Source organism: Pseudomonas hormoni, from assembly GCF_018502625.1.
GTDB lineage: Bacteria > Pseudomonadota > Gammaproteobacteria > Pseudomonadales > Pseudomonadaceae > Aquipseudomonas > Aquipseudomonas hormoni.
Map to the genome: position 1 here is coordinate 201,151 of NZ_CP075566.1, position 22,195 is coordinate 223,345.

At 59.1% G+C, this 22,195-nt stretch carries 18 protein-coding genes and 1 pseudogene; 6 read left to right on the forward strand and 13 right to left on the reverse strand.

Annotation, left to right across the window (positions count from 1 at the left end; translation table 11 throughout):
- Positions 1-102 precede the first annotated feature (102 nt).
- A complete protein-coding gene (locus KJF94_RS00865) occupies positions 103-1,686 on the forward strand; it encodes a peptide chain release factor 3 (protein WP_214380655.1) in 1,584 nt (527 codons plus the stop codon).
- A gap of 337 nt (positions 1,687-2,023) precedes the next feature.
- Positions 2,024-2,278, forward strand: coding sequence for a hypothetical protein (locus KJF94_RS00870; RefSeq protein ID WP_214380656.1), 255 nt, complete (start codon positions 2,024-2,026; stop codon positions 2,276-2,278).
- Positions 2,279-2,477: 199 nt separating this feature from the next.
- On the opposite strand, the gene KJF94_RS00875 is transcribed toward KJF94_RS00870, so the two are convergent.
- From KJF94_RS00875 to KJF94_RS00915, 10 genes and pseudogenes are all read right to left on the reverse strand, one after another.
- Complete coding sequence (locus KJF94_RS00875) at positions 2,478-3,458, reverse strand: peptide ABC transporter ATP-binding protein (RefSeq protein ID WP_017336502.1); 981 nt, start codon at positions 3,456-3,458, stop codon at positions 2,478-2,480.
- Positions 3,458-4,426: an ABC transporter ATP-binding protein gene (locus KJF94_RS00880; RefSeq protein WP_084318076.1), complete on the reverse strand. Its 969-nt coding sequence runs from the start codon at positions 4,424-4,426 to the stop codon at positions 3,458-3,460. The genes KJF94_RS00875 and KJF94_RS00880 overlap by 1 nt, the downstream gene beginning before the upstream one ends.
- Positions 4,427-4,436: 10 nt before the next feature.
- Positions 4,437-5,348 carry an ABC transporter permease subunit gene (locus KJF94_RS00885; protein WP_214380657.1) on the reverse strand — a complete coding sequence of 304 codons (912 nt, stop codon included), beginning with the start codon at positions 5,346-5,348 and terminating at the stop codon, positions 4,437-4,439.
- Between the two features lie 10 nt (positions 5,349-5,358).
- Entirely contained in the window at positions 5,359-6,369 is a 1,011-nt protein-coding gene (locus tag KJF94_RS00890; protein ID WP_017336505.1) for an ABC transporter permease subunit, read from the reverse strand.
- 74 nt (positions 6,370-6,443) lie between these two features.
- Positions 6,444-8,039: an ABC transporter substrate-binding protein gene (locus KJF94_RS00895; RefSeq protein WP_214380658.1), complete on the reverse strand. Its 1,596-nt coding sequence runs from the start codon at positions 8,037-8,039 to the stop codon at positions 6,444-6,446.
- A gap of 79 nt (positions 8,040-8,118) precedes the next feature.
- Positions 8,119-9,495: an OprD family porin gene (locus KJF94_RS00900; RefSeq protein ID WP_214380659.1), complete on the reverse strand. Its 1,377-nt coding sequence runs from the start codon at positions 9,493-9,495 to the stop codon at positions 8,119-8,121.
- A 172-nt stretch (positions 9,496-9,667) separates the two neighbouring features.
- Complete coding sequence (locus KJF94_RS00905) at positions 9,668-11,269, reverse strand: ABC transporter substrate-binding protein (RefSeq protein ID WP_214380660.1); 1,602 nt, start codon at positions 11,267-11,269, stop codon at positions 9,668-9,670.
- Between the two features lie 308 nt (positions 11,270-11,577).
- Complete coding sequence (locus KJF94_RS00910; RefSeq protein WP_214380661.1) at positions 11,578-13,203, reverse strand: ABC transporter substrate-binding protein; 1,626 nt, start codon at positions 13,201-13,203, stop codon at positions 11,578-11,580.
- Positions 13,204-13,462: 259 nt separating this feature from the next.
- Positions 13,463-13,651 (reverse strand): annotated as a pseudogene (locus KJF94_RS30415) (ABC transporter substrate-binding protein); the annotation flags it as partial.
- A gap of 670 nt (positions 13,652-14,321) precedes the next feature.
- Complete coding sequence (locus KJF94_RS00915) at positions 14,322-15,038, reverse strand: SIMPL domain-containing protein (RefSeq protein WP_214380662.1); 717 nt, start codon at positions 15,036-15,038, stop codon at positions 14,322-14,324.
- Between the two features lie 367 nt (positions 15,039-15,405).
- Between KJF94_RS00915 and KJF94_RS00920 the strand changes: the two genes are divergently transcribed.
- From KJF94_RS00920 to KJF94_RS00935, 4 genes are all read left to right on the forward strand, one after another.
- Positions 15,406-16,668, forward strand: a complete 1,263-nt coding sequence (locus KJF94_RS00920) for an ATP-binding protein (protein WP_214380663.1) — start codon at positions 15,406-15,408, stop codon at positions 16,666-16,668.
- Positions 16,661-17,221, forward strand: coding sequence for a response regulator transcription factor (locus tag KJF94_RS00925; protein WP_017336511.1), 561 nt, complete (start codon positions 16,661-16,663; stop codon positions 17,219-17,221). The genes KJF94_RS00920 and KJF94_RS00925 overlap by 8 nt, the downstream gene beginning before the upstream one ends.
- A 97-nt stretch (positions 17,222-17,318) precedes the next feature.
- Positions 17,319-19,046, forward strand: a complete 1,728-nt coding sequence (locus tag KJF94_RS00930) for an ABC transporter ATP-binding protein/permease (RefSeq protein WP_214380664.1) — start codon at positions 17,319-17,321, stop codon at positions 19,044-19,046.
- A gap of 244 nt (positions 19,047-19,290) precedes the next feature.
- Entirely contained in the window at positions 19,291-20,037 is a 747-nt protein-coding gene (locus KJF94_RS00935; RefSeq protein ID WP_010463396.1) for a FadR/GntR family transcriptional regulator, read from the forward strand.
- Positions 20,038-20,117: 80 nt separating this feature from the next.
- On the opposite strand, the gene KJF94_RS00940 is transcribed toward KJF94_RS00935, so the two are convergent.
- The 3 genes from KJF94_RS00940 to KJF94_RS00950 all read right to left on the reverse strand — a co-directional run bounded on the left by KJF94_RS00940 (position 20,118) and on the right by KJF94_RS00950 (position 22,017).
- Positions 20,118-20,387 carry a hypothetical protein gene (locus KJF94_RS00940; protein WP_250548209.1) on the reverse strand — a complete coding sequence of 90 codons (270 nt, stop codon included), beginning with the start codon at positions 20,385-20,387 and terminating at the stop codon, positions 20,118-20,120.
- 119 nt (positions 20,388-20,506) lie between these two features.
- The gene (locus KJF94_RS00945) at positions 20,507-20,698 is read right to left on the reverse strand and encodes a hypothetical protein (RefSeq protein ID WP_214380665.1); all 192 of its coding nucleotides are present in this window, start codon (positions 20,696-20,698) and stop codon (positions 20,507-20,509) included.
- 14 nt (positions 20,699-20,712) lie between these two features.
- Positions 20,713-22,017 carry a phospholipase gene (locus tag KJF94_RS00950; protein ID WP_214380666.1) on the reverse strand — a complete coding sequence of 435 codons (1,305 nt, stop codon included), beginning with the start codon at positions 22,015-22,017 and terminating at the stop codon, positions 20,713-20,715.
- Between the last annotated feature and the right edge of the window lie 178 nt (positions 22,018-22,195).

Genomic DNA, 22,195 nt, shown 5'->3' on the forward strand with positions numbered 1-22,195 from the left:
CCTCGCAGGCTCGGCAGCAGCTTCAGGGCGAACGGTGGTCCGTAGAGGTCGGTTTGCGCTATACTCGCCGCCCTTTTTTGAATCACCGCCAGGCGATTTCCCATGACCAAACAGGCCGCCGAAGTCGCGAAACGCCGCACTTTCGCCATTATTTCCCACCCCGATGCCGGTAAAACCACCATCACCGAGAAGCTCTTGCTGATGGGCAAGGCGATTGCGGTTGCCGGCACGGTGAAGTCTCGCAAGTCTGACCGCCATGCCACCTCCGACTGGATGGAAATGGAAAAGCAGCGGGGTATCTCGATTACCACGTCGGTCATGCAGTTTCCGTATCGCGAGCACATGATCAACCTGCTCGACACCCCGGGCCACGAAGACTTCTCTGAAGATACCTACCGCACCCTGACCGCGGTGGACTCGGCATTGATGGTTCTCGACGGCGGTAAGGGTGTAGAGCCGCGGACCATCGCGCTGATGGACGTTTGCCGTCTGCGTGACACGCCGATCGTCAGCTTCATCAACAAGCTCGACCGTGACATCCGTGACCCGATCGAACTGCTCGACGAAATCGAAGCGGTCCTGAAGATCAAGGCGGCGCCGATCACCTGGCCGATCGGTTGCTACCGCGACTTCAAAGGCGTGTATCACCTCGCCGACGACTACATCATCGTCTACACCGCCGGTCACGGCCACGAGCGCACCGATGTGAAAATCATCGAGAAGCTCGACTCCGATGAAGCCCGCGCACACTTGGGCGACGAGTACGATCGCTTCGTCGATCAGCTGGAATTGGTGCAGGGCGCCTGCCACGAATTCAACCAGCAGGAATTCCTCGACGGCCAACTGACCCCGGTGTTCTTCGGGACTGCATTGGGCAACTTCGGTGTCGATCACGTGCTTGACGCCGTGGTCAACTGGGCGCCGAAACCGCTGGCCCGTGTCGCCAACGAACGCACCGTGGAACCGGTTGAAGAGAAGTTCGCCGGCTTCGTGTTCAAGATCCAGGCGAACATGGACCCGAAACACCGCGACCGTATCGCCTTCATGCGTATCTGCTCCGGCAAATACGAGAAGGGCATGAAGATGCGCCACGTGCGCACCGGCAAGGACGTGCGGATCGGCGATGCCCTGACGTTCTTCTCCTCCGAGCGTGAGCAACTGGAAGAAGCGTTTGCCGGCGACATCATCGGCCTGCACAACCACGGCACCATCCAGATCGGCGACACCTTCACCGAAGGCGAAGTACTGGGCTTCACCGGCATCCCGCACTTCGCCCCGGAACTGTTCCGTCGCGTTCGTCTGCGTGACCCGCTGAAATCCAAGCAACTGCGCCAGGGCTTGCAGCAATTGGCCGAGGAGGGCGCGACCCAGGTGTTCTTCCCCGAGCGTAGCAACGACATCATCCTCGGCGCCGTCGGTGTGCTGCAGTTCGATGTGGTCGCCAGCCGCTTGAAAGAGGAATACAAGGTCGAGTGCTCCTACGAGCCGATCACCGTGTATTCCGCGCGCTGGATCGATTGCGACGATAAGAAAAAGCTCGAGGAATTCAGCATCAAAGCCGTGGAAAACCTCGCGGTCGACGGCGGCGGTCACCTGACCTACCTGGCCCCGACCCGAGTCAACCTGGCACTGATGGAAGAGCGCTGGCCGGACGTGAAATTCCGTGCGACGCGTGAGCATCATTAAGCGCTGAGCTGCAAAATCAAAAGCCCCGGTCGCGAAAGCGCCGGGGCTTTTTCATGCCCGCCACAATCCCCTGTGGGAGCAAGCCTGCTGGCGATAGCGGAGTGACATTCAGCACATTCATTGAATGAAAGAATGCCATCGCCAGCAGGCTGGCTCCCACAGGGATCGGCGTTGTTGGTGGGTTTGGGTATAAACATTATTCCAAACCAGTCTCCCCGCTCATGGCATTTCCCGCGCATCGTCAGGGTCCTATCTGGAGAATCTGCCCCATCGGAACCGGATGTCTATCAGTGCCGTCGGGCTTCCACGTTTCACCTGCAAAAGGATGGAATCGGCCATGAGCATTTTTCAACGCATTGTGTTGTTGCTGAAGGTTTTAGTAATGCTGTCGGTTGGCATGTCAGCGGCAGCGTGGGCTGAATGCCCGGATCATGATGAACAAGCGTCGAGCGGGCAGGTGACGCACACCGGGCTGATGATCGCCGCGTCCGAGTCGGAGCCAGGCGACCAGGGGCAGGGCGGCAGCGCGGATGATGACGATTCGACCACCGAGGATCCGGATGCCGATACCGATGAAGATGAAGGGGCTTAAGTTACAGGCAAAAGAAAACCCCTTCTTCCCCGACTGATGCGCAGTCAGGGCAGAAGAGGTTTTTGAACAAGTCGCCTATCCCATGTGGGAGCGAGACCGGCTTGCCGGCGATGGCGGTGTGTCAGTGTCAGTTATGCTGATTGACACTCCGCTTTCGCCGGCAAGCCGGTCTCGCTCCCACAGGTTTTTCGTTCGCCCGTTACGCCGCGCCGTCGAGGAATTGCTCGGCGTAGTGGCAAGCCACCTGGCGGTTATCGAGAGGGCGCAAGGCCGGCTCTTCGGTTTTGCAGCGGTCGGTCGCGTACGGGCAGCGCTTGTGGAAAGCGCAGCCCGACGGCGGGTTCAACGGGTTGGGCAACTCGCCGACGATCTTGATTTTCGGCTTGTTCGGGTCCGGGTGAATGGTCGGGGTGGCCGACAGCAACGCCTGGGTATACGGGTGCAGCGGACGCTCATAAATGTCGTTCTTCGGGCCCATTTCCACCGGGCGGCCGAGGTACATCACCATCACGTCATCGGCAACGTGCTGCACCACCGCCAAGTTGTGCGAGATGAACACGTAGGCGGTGTTGAACTCCTGCTGCAGATCCATGAACAGGTTCAGCACCTGCGCCTGGATCGACACGTCCAGCGCCGAGGTCGGCTCATCCGCGACCAGCACTTTTGGTTGCAGCATCATTGCGCGGGCGAGGGCGATCCGCTGGCGCTGACCGCCGGAGAACATGTGTGGATAACGCTGATAATGCTCGGGGCGCAAACCCACCTGCTTCATCATCGCCTGGACTTTCTCGCGACGTTCAGTGGCGCTGAGGCTGGTGTTGATCAGCAGCGGCTCGGCCAGTTGATCCCCGACTTTCTGCCGTGGGTTCAACGAGGCGTACGGGCTCTGGAACACCATCTGCACGTCTTTGCGCAGTTGTTTGCGTTGAGCCTTGTCAGCACCGGCAACTTCCTGCCCGGCGATTTTCAAGGAACCGGAGGACGGCTCTTCGATCAGCGTCAGGGCACGGGCCAGGGTGGATTTGCCGCAACCCGATTCGCCTACGACGGCGAGGGTCTTGCCGGCTTCCAGTTCGAACGACACACCGTTCAGGGCGCGTACGGTCGCATGGCCCTTGAACAGGCCTCGGGACACTTCGTAGTGGCGGGTGAGGTCGCGGGCGGTAAGTACGACGGCCATTACGCCACCTCCTGGTTCAGCGGGTAGAAGCAGCGGGCGAGGCTGTTGCTTTTCGGGTCAAGGGCCGGACGTTGCGCACGGCAGTTGTCCTGCACATACGGGCAGCGCGGCGACAGCAGGCAGCCTTGCGGGCGGTCGTAACGACCGGGAACGATACCCGGCAGCGTGGCCAGGCGCGTGGCGCCGAGGCTGTGTTCCGGAATCGCCTTGAGCAGCGCTTCGCTGTACGGGTGCGCCGGAATGTCGAACAGCTGCGGCACCTGTCCGACTTCGACCGCCTGGCCTGCGTACATCACGCACACGCGCTGGGCGGTTTCGGCCACGACCGCGAGGTCGTGGGTGATCAGCACCAGGCCCATGTTCTGCTCTTTCTGTAACGCCAGCAGCAGGTCCATGATCTGCGCCTGAATCGTTACGTCGAGGGCGGTGGTCGGTTCGTCGGCGATCAACAGCTTTGGTTCGCCGGCAATCGCCATGGCAATCGCAACACGCTGGCTCATGCCGCCGGACAATTGATGCGGGTAAGCATCCATACGGCTGGCGGCGCCCGGGATTTCAACTTTTTCCAGCAGCTCGATCGCGCGGGCGCGGGCTTGTTTGCCGGACATTTTCAGGTGCAGGCGCAGCACCTCTTCGATCTGGAAGCCGACGGTGTAGCTCGGGTTCAGCGCGGTCATCGGGTCCTGGAAGACCATGGCCAGGTCTTTGCCGACAATTTGCCGACGCTGACGGTTGCTGAGCTTGAGCATGTTCTTGCCGTCGAAATTCAGGGCGTCGGCGGTGACGATCCCCGGATGCTCGATCAGGCCCATCAGCGCCATCATGGTCACGGATTTACCGGAACCCGACTCGCCAACGATGGCCAGCACTTCGCCCTTGTCCACGGAGATGTCGAGCCCGTCGACCACCGGAACGGCGTTCTTGTCGCCGAAGCGAACGTTGAGATTCTTGATTTCTAACAGTGACATTTGAATCTCCTCAGGCGGCGTTCTTGAGTTTCGGGTCCAGCGCATCGCGCAGGCCGTCGCCCATCAAGTTGATTGCCAGCACGCTGAGCAAAATGGTCAAACCAGGCAGACTGACGACCCACCAGGCGCGTTCGATATAGTCGCGAGCCGAAGCCAGCATGGTGCCCCACTCAGGCGTCGGCGGTTGTACGCCAAGGCCGAGGAAGCCCAGTGCCGCGGCATCGAGAATCGCCGAGGAGAAGCTCAAGGTCGCCTGAACGATCAGCGGCGCCATGCAGTTTGGCAGCACGGTGACGAACATCAGGCGTGGCAGACCGGCACCGGCCAGGCGCGCGGCGGTCACGTAGTCGCGGTTCAATTCGCCCATCACCGCGGCGCGGGTCAGACGAACATAGGACGGCAACGAAACCACGGCGATGGCAATAATGGTGTTGATCAGGCCAGGGCCGAGGATGGCGACAATCGCCACGGCCAGCAGCAGGGACGGCAGGGCCAGCATGATGTCCATCAGACGCATGATGGTCGGGCCGAGCACGCGCGGGAAGAACCCGGCGAACAGACCCAGCAGGATGCCCGGAATCAGCGACATCACCACCGACGACAAGCCGATCAGCAAGGACAGGCGCGAACCGTTGATCAGCCGCGACAGCAGATCGCGACCGAGTTCATCGGTGCCGAGCAGGAACTGGATCTGCCCACCTTCCAGCCAGGACGGCGGGGTCAGCAGGAAGTCACGGTATTGCTCGCTCGGGTTATGCGGGGCAACCCATGGCGCGAAGATCGCGCAGAAAATCACCAGCAACATGAACATCAGGCCGGCAACGGCGCCTTTGTTCTTGGAAAAGGCTTGCCAGAATTCTTTGTACGGAGACGGGTACAGCAGGCTTTGATCGACTGCTACCGCTGGAGTTGGAGTGGTCATGGTCATGATCTCAGCGCTGGTGACGGATGCGTGGGTTGGCAAAGCCGTAGAGGATATCCACCACGAAGTTGACCAGAATCACCAGGCAGGCGATTAACAGGATGCCGTTCTGCACCACGGGATAATCCCGAGCGCCAATGGCTTCGATCAGCCATTTGCCGATGCCGGGCCACGAGAAGATGGTTTCGGTCAGGACCGCACCGGCCAGCAATGTGCCGACTTGCAGGCCGACCACGGTCAGCACCGGAATCAGTGCGTTGCGCAGGCCGTGCACGAACACCACACGCGACGGCGACAGGCCTTTGGCGCGGGCGGTACGGATATAGTCTTCGCGCAGCACTTCAAGCATCGACGAACGGGTCATCCGCGCAATAACGGCCAGCGGGATGGTGCCGAGCACGATGGCCGGCAGGATCAGGTGATGCAAGGCATCGAAGAACGCACCGACGTCATCGGCCAGCAGCGTGTCGATGAGCATGAAGCCGGTGCGCGGCTCGATGTCATAGAGCAGGTCGATCCGCCCGGACACTGGCGTCCAGCCCAGTGACACCGAGAAGAACATGATCAGGATCAGGCCCCACCAGAAGATCGGCATCGAATATCCCGCCAGGGAGATGCCCATCACCCCGTGGTCGAACAGGGATCCTCGCTTGAGTGCCGCGATCACCCCGGCCAACAGGCCCAGGATGCCGGCGAACAACAGGGCGGCCATGGACAGTTCCAGGGTCGCGGGGAATAGGGAAGTGAATTCGCTCCAGACGCTTTCCCGGGTACGCAGGGATTCGCCGAGATCGCCGTGGGCCAGTTTGCCAATGTAATCCAGGTATTGGGCATACAGCGGTTTGTTCAGACCTAGGCGTTCCATTGCCTGAGCATGCATTTCGGGGTCGACTCGACGTTCGCCCATCATTACTTCCACGGGGTCGCCTGGAATCATGCGAATCAACGCGAAAGTCAGCAAGGTGATGCCGAAGAACGTGGGGATCAATAACCCCAATCGGCGGGCAATAAAACTAAACATCTTCTGGTGTACCTCATCAGCCGGTTAGGCGTGCCTGGTGTCCCTGGAGTCAGGGACACCGGGAGTTTTCTTATCTACTTCACCTGGGTGGTGGCGAAGTTATTAGTGGTGAGGGGGCTAATGTGATAGCCCTCTACGTTGTTGCGCATTGCGGTGAACATTCTAGTGTGTGCCATGCTGATCCATGGCTGGTCCTGGTTAAAAATAACCTGAGCCTGTTCGTACAGCGCTGCCCGCTCGGCCGGGTCGGTTTTTTCCCGGGCCTGGTCGATCAGCGCCTGGAACTTGTCATTGCACCAGCGTGCATAGTTTTCGCCGTTCTTCGCGGCTTCGCAACTGAGCATAGGCGTCAGGAAGTTATCCGGGTCGCCGTTATCGCCCGCCCATCCGGCGGAAACCATATCGTGCTCGCCGTTTTTCGCGCGTTTGAGCATTTCGCCCCATTCCATCACGCGGATGTCGATCTTGATACCGACCTTGGCCAGGTCAGCCTGCATCATCTGCGCGCCGAGCATCGGGTTCGGGTTGGTCGGACCGCCACCGTTGCGGGTGAACAGAGTGAAGGTGGTGCCTTCCGGTACGCCGGCTTCCTTGAGCAGGGCGCGGGCCTTGTCCAGGTCACGGGCCGGGTTTTTCAGGCTGTGGTTGTAGCCCAGCAGCGTGTCCGGGAACGGGTTGACCGCCACCGTCGCATTGCCTTTACCAAACAGCGCGTTGACATAAGCCTCTTTATCGAAGGCGATGTCGATGGCTTTGCGCACCCGCACATCACTCATGTATTTGTGCGTGGTGTTCATGGCGATGTACGAAACGGTCATCGCGTTCAGTTCATCGACACTCAGTTTGGCGTCTTTCTTGATGCTCGGGATGTCATCCGGCTTCGGATACAGCGCCACCTGGCACTCGTTGGCCTTGAGCTTTTGCAGGCGCACGTTGTTGTCGGTGGCGATGGCCAGGATCAACGAATCCGCTGGCGGCTTGCCACGGAAGTAGTCCGGGTTGGCCTTGAAGCGAACCTGAGCGTCCTTGGCGTAACGCTGGAAAATGAACGGGCCGGTGCCGACCGGCTTGTTGTTCAGGTCGCCGGTCTTGTTCGCCTTGAGCAGCTGGTCAGCGTACTCGGCGGGGTAGATCGAAGAGAACGCCATGGCGATGTCGGCCAGGAATGGCGCTTCTCGGCGGGTCAGGTTGAAGGTGACGGTGTTGTCGTCGATCTTCTCTACGCTTTTGAGCAGTTCCTTGAAGCCCATGCTTTCAAAGTACGGGAAGCCAACGCTCGACAGCTTGTGCCACGGGTGATTCGGGTCCAGCTGACGCTGGAAGCTCCAGACCACGTCGTCGGCGTTCATGTCGCGGGTCGGCTTGAAGTATTCGGTGGTATGAAACTTGACGCCTTTGCGCAGGTGGAACGTGTAGGTCAGGCCATCCTCGCTGATGTCCCAAGACTCGGCCAGCGCCGGAATGACTTCCGTGGTGCCGGGCTTGAAGTCCGCCAGACGGTTGAAGATGGTTTCGGCCACTGCATCGGCGGTGACTGCAGTCGTGTACTGAACCATGTCGAAGCCTTCCGGACTGGCTTCGGTACAAACCACCAGGGGTTTGGCCGAGACGCCAACGGCAACACTCAGCAACGCGGCAGCGATGGCCGCACGTAGGGGAAGCATTTTCATCAAGAACCCTCTGCAATCGGTTGAACAGGAAAAAACCGAACGGCCGACTCGTCATGAGTCGACCGTCGGCTGGCACTTTTTACAAAATTTTGAACGGGATGGTGGTCACGAGACGGAACTCGTTGATGCTGCCGTCAGCCTGGTTATCGCTGGCGCGGTGGGTGGTGTAGGTCGCACGGATAGTGGTGGCCTTGAGCGGGCCGCTCTGCAAGGCGTACGAAGTACCGATGCCGTATTCATAGTGGTTCTCGCCGTCCATCTTGCGCACGTCGTAGGCGGTGCCGTTGTAGTGCGTACCGTCGATGCCCCAGCCGCGAGCCTGATAGATGTTGAACTTCAGGCCTGGCACGCCGTATTCGGCCATGTTCAGGCCGTAGGCGATCTGGAAGGACTTCTCGTTCGGGCCGTTGAAGTCGGACAGCAAGGAGTTGGCCAGGTAAATGCCGTTGGTTTCATGCAGGTAGTCGAAGTACTCGTTACCGTTCACTTCCTGGTAAGAGAACGTCAGGCTATGGGCGAGGTGAGTCAGGCCCAACGACAGCGAGTAAGTGTCGTTGTCGATCTCACCCATCAACTTTTTGCCTTCGTCGACGGTTTTGTAATAGTTCAGGCCGGTGGTCAGGCTCAGGATCGAGCTGTCGCCCAGTTCGTGAGTGGCGCCAAAGTAGTACTGGTTCCAGAAATCTTCTACGTTGGTCGCGTACAGGCTGGTTTTCAGGCTTTTCAGCGGCTGATAGTTCAGACCAGCGGTGTTTACGTGGTCGGTTTCAGCGCCATTGGCAGAGTACTCGGAAGTGAATTTGGTCAGGCTCTGCTCGGTACGAGGCGATACGCGGTCGAAGGTGCCGAGGTCGAACGACAGGTTGTCGAACTCTTCGCTGTGAATGGCCACACCTTCAAAGCTCGAAGGCAGCGGACGGTTGCCGATGACGTCGACGATCGGGCTGCTGAAGTTCTGGCGGCCGGCGGTCAGGGTGGTGTTGGAGATACGCGCCTTCACGTTGGCCAGGCCCAGTTTGCTCCACTGATCCACCGCGTCGCCGTTGGTGTGAGCCAGGGTACGGTTGGAACCGCCCTTGATGTCTTCGCGGCTACGATCCAGTGCAATGGCATTGTAGGCAGCGACTTCGGTGCTGAAACCCACGGTGCCTTGGGTGAAACCCGAGGTGTAATTCAGGATGGTGCCCTGAACCCAGTTGATACGGCGCGTGCCGTTCAGGGTCTCGCCGTGGCGCTCGTACTTGTAGGTAGCGCCTCGTTGTTTATCTTCGTTGGCGTACCAGTTACGGGTGCTGCCCGACAGGCTCTGACCATCAATGAAGCCTTTGGCTTCCGACTGTGCGTTGGTGCTTGCCAGTTGGGTCGGAACGAAGTCCTGGCTCTGGGATTCTGCGTAGGCCGTGGCGGTAACGCTGCTGATGGCCAGGGCCAATAACGCGGTGCTGCTCAGTTTCATGGGTGAAGCTCCTTACTTTCTTTTTTAATGCCGGTCTTTTTTTGGTGATCCGACTATTGGGTTTGGAACTCATGCAGGGCATCGCAAACGTTTGCTTCAGGCCTGATAGGCGAATTGCGGCAACACGCTTGCGTGAGGGCGGAATCCGCCCTCAGCGTTTTTGGCTAATCGGTTATTGGTCGATACTGACGCCCGAGAACACGTTGCGGCCGAAAGGACTCACCTTGAATCCTTCGACTTTGGCGCTCAACGGCTGGTTGACCGTCGAGTGGGCGACAGGCGTGATCGGCACTTGCTGCTTGAGCAACTGCTGAGCCTGTTTGTAGAGCACGGTGCGCTGGTCACGGTCGGTGACGACCTTGGCCTGCTTGATCAGCTTGTCGTAAGCCGGATCACACCATTGGGAATAGTTGTTGCCGCCAATGGCGTCGCAGCTGTAAAGCGTGCCGAGCCAGTTGTCCGGGTCCCCGTTGTCACCGGTCCAGCCAATCAGGCTGACGTCGTGCTCGCCATTCTTGGTGCGCTTGATGTACTCGCCCCATTCGTAGCTGACGATCTTCACTTTGAGACCGATTTTCGCCCAGTCAGCCTGGAGCATCTCGGCCATCAACTTGGCGTTCGGGTTGTATGGGCGCTGAACCGGCATCGCCCATAAAGTGATTTCGGTACCTTCCTTCACGCCGGCAGCCTTGAGCAGTTCCTTGGCTTTTTCCGGGTTGTAGGCGGCGTCCTTGATGGTGTCGTCGTAGGACCATTGGGTCGGCGGCATAGCGTTTTGCGCAAGTTGCCCGGCGCCTTGGTACACCGCGTTGAGAATGCCTTGCTTGTTCACCGCCATGTCCAGCGCCTGACGCACTTCGAGCTGGTCGAACGGCTTGTGGCGCACGTTGTAGGCGATGTAGCCGAGGTTGAAACCAGGCTTTTCGATGAGCTTGAGTTTGGCGTCGTTCTTCAACGCTTCGACGTCGGCCGGGCGGGGATGCAAGGTGATCTGGCACTCGTTGGCCTTGAGCTTTTGCACGCGCACCGATGCGTCGGTGTTGATGGCGAAAATCAGGTTGTCGAGCTTGACCCGGCTCGGGTCCCAGTACTGCTTGTTGCCGCTGTAACGGATGTTGGAATCTTTCTGGTAGCTCTTGAACACGAACGGCCCGGTGCCGATCGGCTTCTGGTTGATGTCGCTCGGCTTGCCTTCAGCCAGCAGTTTGTCGGCGTACTCGGCGGACAGAATGGCGGCGAAGCTCATGGCGATGTTCTGGATGAACGCGGCGTCCACGCTGTTGAGCGTCATGACCACGGTCAGCGGCCCGGTCTTCTCGACCTTGGCGATGTTCTTGTTCAGGCTCATCCCGTTGAAGTACGGGAATTCGGTGGGATAGGCCTTACGGAAAGGTTGCTGCGGATCGAGCATGCGATTGAAGGTGAACAGCACGTCGTCGGCGTTGAAGTCACGGGTCGGCGTGAAGTACTTGGTCGTGTGAAATTTCACCCCTTCGCGCAGGTGAAAGGTGTATTTGAGGCCGTCTTCGGAAATATCCCAGCTGGTTGCCAGGCCTGGTACGACGTTGGTGGCGCCTTTTTCGAACTCTGCCAGTCGGTTGTACAACGGCTCGGCGGCATCGTTATCGGTCGCGGTCGTGTACTGCGCGGTGTCGAAGCCAGCCGGGCTGCCTTCGGAGCAGAACACCAGGCTGTTGTTGGCTGCCTGGCTGATGGAAGTGGCGGCCAGCAGGCCGGTGCCCAGCAATGCGGATAAAACCAAGGTATGGCGCATGACGCTCCCTTTTATCTTTCTCTAAGTGTTTTCAATGAGCCGCGGTCCCGTCCGGGGACGTGGAGGCATCACTGATCTCAAGCCATGACGTGCAGCAATAACCGAGAGCCCACGCATGCACTGGTCAGTTCCCGACGGTATGAGCCGCGGTTCTGGCAGTAAATGCGTAGAGTCCTAAAGACTTGTAGGAAAGGGCAACGCGTCCGATGTCACTGCTGTAGTCCGCAGCGGAACTGGATGTAGGTTGTTTCCTGCTTTCTCGGTAGATAAAACAACGGCGACGTCAAAAACGTCGCCGTTGCCAAATCTTATTTGCTGACGCTAACGCCGTAGAAGGAGTTCAAGCCGAACGGGCTGATCTTGAAATCCTGCACTTCGTTGCGCATGGGTTGGAACACCGTCGAGTGAGCGATAGGTGTCATTGGAACAGCGTCTTTGAGGACGTGTTGCGCCTGCTTGTACAGTTCGGTGCGCTTGCCCTGGTCGGTCGTGCGCTTGGCTTCCTTGACGATGCCGTCGAACTTCTTGTCGCACCATTTGGAGAAGTTGTTGCCCTGCAGCGAGTCGCAGCCGAACAGCACGTTCAGCCAGTTGTCCGGGTCACCGTTGTCGCCGCTCCAGCCAATCAGCATCGCGCCGTTTTCGCCGCCTTTGGAGCGCTTGATGTACTCGCCCCACTCATAGGTCACGATCTTGGCTTTGATGCCGATCTTGGCCCAGTCGGACTGCAGCATTTCTGCCATCAGCTTGGCGTTCGGGTTGTAAGGACGCTGCACCGGCATTGCCCACAGGTTGATCTCGGTGCCTTCCTTGACGCCGGCTTCCTTGAGCAGCTCTTTGGCTTTCTCAGGGTTGTACGGCGCATCCTTGATGGTGGTGTCGTAAGACCACTGGGTCGGCGGCATGGCGTTGACGGCCAGTTGACCTGCACCCTGGTAAACGGAATCAATGATCTGCTGTTTGTTGACGGCCATGTCCAGCGCTTGACGCACTTTCAGTTGAGCCATCGGGTTCGGCTGATCGCTGCCCTTGATCTTGTCCATCACGTTGTAGGCGATGTAACCCAGATTGAAACCGGCCTGGTCAGGCACCTTCAGGGTCTTGTCTTCTTTCAGCGCCTTCAGGTCGGCCGGACGCGGGAACAGAGTGATCTGGCACTCGCCCTTCTTCAGCTTCTGGATACGCACCGACGGGTCGGTGGTGATGGCGAAGATCAGGTTGTCGATCTTGACGTCTTCAGGCTTCCAGTAGTCCTTGTTCCCGGTGTAGCGGATGTTGGAATCTTTCTGGTAGCTCTTGAACACGAACGGGCCAGTGCCGACCGGCTTCTGGTTGATATCGGCGGCTTTGCCGTCCTTGAGCAGCTGGGCAGCGTACTCGGCGGACTGCACCGAAGCGAAACTCATGGCCATGTTCTGGATGAACGCGGCATCCACTTCTTTGAGGGTGAACTTGACGGTGTGGTCGTCGACTTTATCGATCTTGGTGATGTTGGTATCCATCCCCATGTCGGTGAAGTACGGGAATTCGGTCGGGTACGCCTTACGGAACGGGTCATCCTTGTTAATCATGCGATTAAAGGTGAACAGCACGTCGTCGGCGTTGAATTCACGAGTCGGCTTGAAGTACGGGGTGGTGTGGAACTTGACGCCTTCACGCAGGTGGAAGGTGTACGTCAGGCCGTCGTCGGAGATGTCCCATTTGGTCGCCAGACCAGGAATAACGGCGGTGCCGCCGCGCTCGAACTGGGTCAGGCGGTTGAACATGGTTTCTGCAGAGGCGTCGAAGTCGGTTCCGGTGGTGTACTGACCAGGATCAAAACCGGCCGGGCTCCCTTCGGAGCAAAACACCAGGTTAGTCGCCGCTTGGGCGAAAGGTGCGGCAGCTAACAAGCTGGCGCCGACTAAAAACGGAATGACCGCGTGTTTAAGCATGTTGGCCTCATGATTTGTTGTCATTTTTGGAATTAGAGGACGACCTCGTGAGCCGTGCCTGCGGATACTTATGCAGGGGCCATACCCAATGCAAGATCCTGAGCGACCACAGGCGTTAAACAGTGGCACGAACGTACCTTAATGTCGCATATGTATAAATTCGTGCGCATTTGACCGTTTGCGCGGGTTTTTTTCGGTGCAAACCATGCACTGGCTGGGGGCGATCGTGGTGTCTGGTGCACCCGGTTGGAGCGTGGTGTTACTTATTTATACCCATCCGCGCAGAAGGGGTGAGGTCGAGGGAACTGATCTTGAAGTCGGTGACGGGGTGGAAGACTGTCGAGTGGGTGATTGGTGTGCCAGGTATTTGTTGTTTAAGGATTTGTTGTGGCTGTGGGGGCAGTTTGACTCGTTGCTGTTTGTCGGTGGACACCTTGGCGTTTTGCACTGATCTTTATCTTGGCGGCCTGGTAGCCGACCAGTTTCTTGTTGTCGGTGTATATATCCATTTCTGCGGTAACGGCTGCTGGCGGTTTCGCCCTTACGGCGACTCACTTTTCCAAACGCCGAAAAGTAAGCAAAAGGCTTCGCCCCAGCGTCCGGCTCCTCGCCTGGGCTCGGAGTTCCCTCGCTCCGGTCCTGCTCCGTGGGCCCGCCGCCATCGGCCATCCATGGCCGGGGGCGGCTAACCCGGCATCCATGCCGGGTTGCCCACTGCGCAGAACCTCCACTCGGCCTCCCGAAGGGGCGGGCAGATCAAAATCAAAAGCGCAAGGCGAGCTAACGCTCGGCCTCGTGGTTTGGTGGGGGTACGCCGATTTGCTTTTTGTAGGAGCAGAGCTTGCTCGCGATGGCGGCCTGACAGCCGACCATATTGTTGCTTATGCCCCTGACCCTGTGGGCGCTGGCTTGTCGGGTCGCCGCATCGCTGCGATGGCGACCTATCAGTCGACCCATATCTTTCAGATATTTGCTGATCCCCCGGTAGAAGCCGAGCTTGCCTGCGATGGCGGCGGTGCGATCACCACAAACCAGGCAGTCCCACCGCTGACTTTTGTCAGGCAATAAAAAACGGCGATCACTTCGGTGATCGCCGTTTTTTTGTACAGGTTATCGAATCAAGGCAACAACACTTCAACCACCCCATCCGCCGTCATGCTGACCTGGCTGGTACCGGCCTCGACTTCCGGCGTCACCGGTGCGGCGTCCATGCTCTCCGCTTTCATCATCATCGGCCCGCGCATGTACGGTTGTGGGTAACCGTTACTGTTGAGGTTCAGGTTGACGATTTTGTAACCCTTGCCGCCCAGTGCATCGGTGGCCAGTTGCGCGCGGGCTTTGAAGGCCGTTACAGCATCTTTGAGCAACGCGTCTTCGCTGGCCTTGCGGGTTGGCGTGGCGATGGCGAAGTCCATGCCGCCCATTTTCAGGTCGGTGAGCAGTTCGCCGGTCAGTTTCGACAGCGCGGCGAAGTCGGAGCTTTCCAGGCGCAGTTCGGCGCGTTCACGCCAGCCGGTGATTTTCTGGCCCTTGGTGTCGTAGATCGGGTAACTGTTGCGGCTGCCCTGGCGCAGGGTGATGTCTTTGACTTGCTTGGCCTGGGCCAGCGCCTTGTTCATGGTGGTGCTGACGTCCGCGGCGAGTTTGGCCGGGTCGGTGTTTTGTTCTTCGGTGTAGAGGGTCACGATCATAAGGTCGCGGGCGACTTCCTGACTGACTTCGGCGCGCAGGGAAATCTGGTTGTAATGCAGTTCGTCGGCAGCCAGGGCCGGAAGGCTGGCGACGGTGCCGACGCTGAGGGCGAGAAGGGCGGCGCTGCGGCGGAAAGTGTGCATGAAAACTCCTTGGACGATGCGCAGGGGTTGGGTCCGAGCCTGCGTGAAACCATCAGACTCTAGCTTTAATGATCCGGTTCGCACAGTTACAACTTCTATACAGATGCCTGAGAGGATGAGAGCACTGTTGTGGCGAGGGAGCTTGCTCCCGCTCGGCTGCGAAGCAGTCGTAAATCGGCTGGTGCGGTTTGACTGTTGAATCGCGGTGGCGGGTTTTGGGACTGCTTCGCAGTCCAGCGGGAGCAAGCTCCCTCGCCACAAGGGAAACTCGTTGGTGCCTGTGGCCGTTTGCCGCACTTTTGCCTGCCAGCCTCCGTGCTTGGTTATACTCCGTGCGATCCGCCTGGAGCGCTCATCAGGAGAGCTCATGCTCGCCGTCGTTCAAATCACTTCTGCAACCCGCCAGAATCTCTGGCGGCTGACGTTTATCCGCACTTTGGTGCTGGCCGCCCAGGCCGGTTCCGTTGGCCTGGCCTACTGGCTCGACTTGCTGCCGCTGCCCTGGTTTCAACTGGCCGCGACCCTCGGTTGCTCGATGTTGCTGTGCGCGTTTACAGCGATTCGCCTGCGCACTTCATGGCCCGTCACCGAACTCGAATACGCCGTGCAACTGGCCTGCGACCTGTTTATCCACAGTGCCTTGCTGTATTTCTCCGGTGGCTCGACCAACCCCTTCGTCTCTTATTACCTGGTGCCGCTGACCATCGCCGCCGTGACGCTGCCATGGCGTTATTCGGTGATCCTGTCGGGCATCGCGCTGACGATGTACACCTTGCTGCTAGCGGGTTTCTATCCGCTGCAAACCTTCCCGATTGCCCGGGAGAACCTGCAGGTCTACGGGATGTGGCTGAGTTTCGCCCTGGCCGCGGCGGTGATTACGTTCTTTGCCGCGCGCATGGCCGAAGAGCTGCGCCGCCAGGAAGAGCTGCGCGCCATCCGTCGCGAAGAAGGCCTGCGTGATCAGCAATTGCTGGCCGTCGCGACCGAGGCCGCCGGTGCCGCTCATGAACTGGGCACGCCGCTGGCGACCATGAGCGTGCTGCTCAAGGAAATGCGTCAGGACCATCACGACCCGATGCTGCAGGACGACCTGAGCGTGCTGCAGGATCAGGTCAAACTCTGCAAAGAAACCTTGCAGCAACTTGTTCGGGCGGCAGAAGCCAATCGCCGTTTGGCGGTGGAGATGCAGGATGTCACCGACTGGCTCGACGAAGCGCTGAACCGCTGGCACCTGATGCGCCCGGAAGCCAGCTACCGCTTCCAGCGTTTGGGCCAGGGCACCGTTCCGCGCATGGCGCCGCCGCCGGACCTGACCCAGGCGCTGCTGAATTTGCTGAATAACGCCGCCGACGCTTGCCCCGAAGGGCTGCAAGTGACACTGGACTGGAATGCCGAGGATTTGACCATCAGCATTCGCGACCACGGCGCCGGTGTGCCGCTGGCCATTGCCGAACAGATCGGCAAACCGTTTTTTACCACCAAGGGCAAAGGTTTCGGCCTGGGCCTGTTTTTGAGCAAGGCCAGCGTGACACGCGCCGGCGGCTCAGTGAAACTCTACAGTCATGAGGAAGGCGGCACGCTCACCGAGCTGCGCCTGCCCCGTGTCGCCCGAGGAGACGAACATGAGTGACGAGATCCAAGTCGAAGGCGAAGAACTGCCGCATTTGCTGCTGGTAGATGACGACGCCACGTTCACCCGCGTGATGGCGCGCGCCATGGCCCGCCGGGGGTTTCGCGTCAGTACCGCCGGTTCCGCCGAAGAAGGCCTGACCATCGCCCAGGCCGACATTCCGGATTACGCCGCGCTGGACCTGAAAATGGACGGCGATTCGGGCCTGGTGTTGTTGCCGAAACTGCTCGAGCTCGACCCGGACATGCGCGTGGTGATCCTCACCGGTTACTCGAGCATTGCCACCGCCGTCGAGGCGATCAAGCGCGGTGCGTGCAACTACCTGTGCAAACCGGCGGATGCCGATGACGTTCTGGCCGCGCTGCTCTCCGAGCACGCCGACCTCGACACCCTGGTGCCGGAAAACCCGATGTCGGTGGACCGCCTGCAGTGGGAGCATATCCAGCGCGTATTGACCGAACACGAAGGCAACATCTCCGCCACTGCCCGCGCCCTGGGCATGCACCGCCGCACGCTGCAGCGCAAACTGCAGAAGCGTCCCGTTCGTCGCTGAACCTGCGCTGAACGAATGCCGGCCACGCCTCGCGACAAACCGAACCGATCCTCTATGATCGGTTCGTGCCTGTACTTTTCTTTATTGAGCCTTATCCATGAATCAGAACGCTGAATATTCCGCGGTCAACGATGCTGTGCGCGGGCAGTTTTTTCGCAAAGTCTGGGCGATGATCACGCCTTACTGGCGCAGCGAGGAGAAGGTCAAGGCCTGGACGCTGCTGATCGCGGTGATTGCGTTATCGTTGATCAGCGTGGGCATCTCGGTGTGGTTCAACACCTGGTACAAGGATTTTTACAACGCGCTGCAGCAAAAAGACGAAGCGGCGTTCTGGCGGCTGATTCTGTATTTCTGCGGGATTGCGGCGGTGGCGATTGTCGGTGCCGTGTACCGGCTCTACCTGACCCAGATGCTGACCATTCGCTGGCGTGCCTGGCTCACGGAAAAGCATTTCGCCCGCTGGCTCGGCAACAAGAATTACTACCAACTGGAGCAGGGCGGTTACACCGATAACCCGGACCAGCGGATCTCCGAAGACCTCAACAATTTCACCTCGAACACGCTGGAACTGGGCATCGGTTTGCTGCGCAACATTGTCAGCCTGGTGTCGTTCTCGATCATTCTGTGGGGCGTGTCGGGCAGTATCGAAGTGCTCGGTTTTACCATTCCGGGCTACATGTTCTGGTGTGTGCTGGTGTATGCCGTGATCGGCAGCTGGCTGACCCATTTGATCGGTCGACGCTTGATCGGCCTCAACAACCAACAGCAACGCTTCGAAGCCGACCTGCGTTTCTCGATGGTGCGGATTCGCGAAAATGCCGAGAGCATTGCGCTGTACAACGGCGAGCCGAATGAAAACCGTCGCTTGAGCAGCCGCTTCGGGATGGTCTGGCACAATTTCTGGGACATCATGAAGGTGTCCAAGCGTCTGACGTTCTTTACCGCAGGTTACCAACAGGCAGCCATCATCTTTCCGTTCATCGTCGCTTCGCCGCGTTACTTGTCCGGCAAGATCGAGCTCGGTGAGCTGATGCAAATCAGTTCGGCGTTCGGCAATGTGCAGGAGAGTTTCAGCTGGTTTATCAGTGCGTACCAGAACCTCGCGTCGTGGCGCGCCACGTGTGATCGTCTGCTGAGTTTCCGCCAGGCCATGACCGACAACGAAGAGCGCGCACCCGCCATCGACGTGCAGAATTCGGGCTCGGCGTTGAAAGTGCATAACCTGGGCCTCGACCTCGCTGATGGTCGTCATCTGCTGACCAACGCCGACATGACCGTGGAGGAGGGCGAGCGCGTGATGCTCAGCGGCCGTTCCGGCAGTGGCAAGTCCACGTTGTTTCGGGCGATGGGGCATCTGTGGCCGGCGGGCCACGGCAGCATTCGTCTGCCGACGGCGCGCTATCTGTTCCTGCCGCAAAAGCCTTACCTGCCGATTGGCACGCTGCGCGAAGCGCTAAGTTATCCACAGGCCGGCGACACCTATCCGAACGAGCGTTACGTTCACGTGCTGGAAACCTGTCGTTTGCCGCACCTGGTTTCGCGTCTGGATGAAGCGAATCACTGGCAGCGCATGCTCTCGCCGGGTGAACAGCAACGTCTGGCCTTTGCCCGTGCGCTGCTTTATGCACCGCAATGGCTGTACATGGACGAAGCGACCTCGGCGATGGACGAAGAGGATGAGGCGTCGCTGTATCAGGCGCTGATCGATGAAATTCCGGGGCTGAGCATTGTCAGTGTCGGGCATCGCAGCAGCCTGAAGCGCTTCCACCCGCGGCATGTGCGCATCGACAACGGGCATTTGGTGGAACAAACAGTGACCGCATAACCACCACCGCCCTCCTTTTGGATGGAGCCTTTGTGGCGAGGGGGCTTGCCCCCGTTGGGTCGCGAAGCGGCCCCAAAATCTCGTACGCTTACAAGATCTTGCCAGTGCTGCGCACTGGAACGGGGGCAAGCCCCCTCGCCACAGTAGCCCGCTCCCACGGGGATAGTGTTCGCTGACGGTGATCGTACAACCGCCTTGCGCTATGATGCGGTTTCAGCCGAATTTTTCGAGACAGACGTTCACCATGGAAAACCCGATCGACGCACCACGCCTCCCTCGCAAGCGCCGCAGCCTCGCACAGGAACTGGTGACGGTGCTGTCCGAGCAGATCCGCGACGGTCATCTCAAGCGCGGCGACAAGTTGCCCACCGAGTCGGCGATCATGGATGCCCATGGCGTCAGCCGCACCGTGGTTCGCGAGGCGATTTCCCGCTTGCAGGCGGCCGGGCAAGTGGAAACCCGTCACGGCATCGGCACCTTCGTGCTCGATACCCCGAGCCCGAGTGGTTTCCGTATCGATCCGGCCACCGTGGTGACGCTGCGTGATGTGCTGGCGATTCTGGAACTGCGCATCAGTCTCGAAGTGGAATCCGCCGGCCTCGCCGCACAACGTCGCAGCCCTGAACAGTTGGCGTTGATGCGCGCCGCGCTGGACGCCTTGAACGAAAGCGCGGCCCATGCCAGTGATGCCGTGGCCTCGGACTTCCAGTTCCACCTGCAAATCGCGCTATCGACCGGCAACCGCTATTTCACCGACATCATGACCCACCTCGGCACCAGCATCATTCCGCGCACTCGACTCAACTCTGCGCGCCTGGCCCACGACGATCAGCAACACTACATGAGTCGTCTGAGCCGTGAGCACGAAGAGATTTACGATGCGATTGCCCGCCAGGATTCCGATGCCGCTCGTGCCGCCATGCGCCTGCACTTGACCAATAGCCGCGAGCGGTTGCGTCATGCCCATGAAGAGGCTGAAGCGCAGCGCTGAAACATCAAGCTTCGAAGTACAGCGTTAACGGGGCCGAATAGGGTTCCATGCTGGATTCATCGGCGAATTTGTAGCGCAGTTCAACGGTTGTATTCGAGTACCTTTGCAGCACTTCTTTCGGAATGGAGCCCCGCCCAATCGGGGGCGTCAGGATCGTCGCCGAGGATCGGATAGACGTCCCAGTTGGCTCTGAAATAGTCGGAATCGGGCACCAGGATTTTCAGCGTGTCACTCAGGGTCGACAACTTCACCGCTGTGATTTCGGGTTCCTGATTCGATAACTGCGCGAGATGGGGTGGGGCAAGCATCATGATGGGTTCGCTCTCCGTGCGAGTTGGGTCGTGATTCATTCGCGACCGTCTGAGCAGAGTAGGAACGTTTTGCAGGGCGTGCTGTAAACGATCATGACCAGGCATTTCAGGCGCTGATCGCCGGCGCGCCCACACTGGACGCGCCGGACGTGACGGACCTAAGCGTCTCTCAGGATCGAGCGATCCACCCGTACTCGCAGGCCTATGCTCCCGGCTTTTGCGTCGAATGTGGCGTTACCCTGTTCATCGACGATGGACCGGGCGATGGGCGTGCCATCAGACAGCAGTTCCAGCGGCACACCCTTGAGCGATTCGCCAGAAGCCAGTTCCAGTTTCAATTTGATCGTCATGATTGATTTCCTTATCAGGCCACGTTGCCAGTCGGGTTGTAGTCCTTGAGCAGCAGGTAAGTGCTCCAGCCCCACCAGTCATCCACCGTGGCGGTATCGTTCAGGTTGTTGACGTCCTTGCGTCGCAGCACTTTGGTGCCCTCGACCTTGAACAACGGCGAGAAATTGCCCGCCGGGTTCAGGACCGCTTGCAGATCAGGCAGTTTTTTCAATCCCGCGAAACTGCCGGGCGACGGGGCGATGCCGCTGAGGTACGCCGCGAATATCTCATCAGCCGACACCTGAACCGCTTGATTGACCTGGAGGCGATTGGCGCTGTCGATTGCATCGAAGTAGCGCTTGTCGCCATACGCATGCCATTGAGCGCCATCGCCATTACGCACGTTGAGGCCGAACTTGCTGTCTTCGTCGTGCATGAAGCGGGTAATCAACGAGCCCAGATCACTCGGCGTGACCACCGCCGCCAACTGTTTGCGTGGCACGCGCAGGTGGCCGGCGGAAAACAGGTCGGTCAAGTAGTGATCGGCGAAAGCGTTCATCGCGTAAGCCAGTTCCAGCGACTTGTCATCGCCCGTGTTGTGGGCGATCACCGCTTGTTGCAACGCGGCGGTGTGCCCGGCGATGTAGGCCAGCAGCGCCCACTCGGCGAAGTGATCGGCATTGTTGGCGGCCAGTTTCAGGTAGCGGCCCAAGGGATACAGAGCCGAAACAATACTGCCGCCGCCGGTGATCTTGTTCCACTCTTCCGACAACGTATCACCCAGGGCGTCATAGGCCTCATGGGGCTGTTTGCCATCCTTGATCGCCTGTTTGACTGCGGCAATTTCCTTCTGCATGACACCGAGAATCAGCTTCACCTCGGCATTGGACGCGGGCAGTACCGCCAGGGAATTGAAGGCCTCGGTAAATCGCTGGATCCGGTCGGCGGCCGTCGCGCCTTCGCTGATCGGTTTATCGGGAATTCCATAGAAATCACCCCCTAGCGCGACGACCTGCCCATAGGTCAGCGCCAACCCGTTCGGCAAGTGCAACTCGACCTGCGACGCCACTATCGCGGGGGCGTCCTTGACGAAACGCAGCAGCGTGTTGTCGCCGATGGCCGTGTGTTCACCGCCCTCGAACTTCAGCTGTGGCTTACCTTTCAAGGCGTTTGCGGATGCAGAGGCCGAGGGTTGATGGGCGTCGGTGCCATGGGCGTCGAGGCGCAGGACCAGATGATCATTGCGCGTAATGGCGATGCCGTTCTCGGAAAACAGATCATCCAGTCCAGCGATGACCTGCTTCGGTTTTACCTGCGTTTGTGTGTGTAGACCTGACATTTCTATCTCCTTGATATGTCGCCGGTATGTTCCAGAATAACTGTATGTATATACAGTTATTCAGAGCATAGAGGAGAACTTTCCTACGTCAAGAAAATACTTTTCCGACGCATAAATTTTGGATGCGGCGATGAAATGCAGTTGACGGTTGTTTTTTAAGTTGTACGATGACCTACAA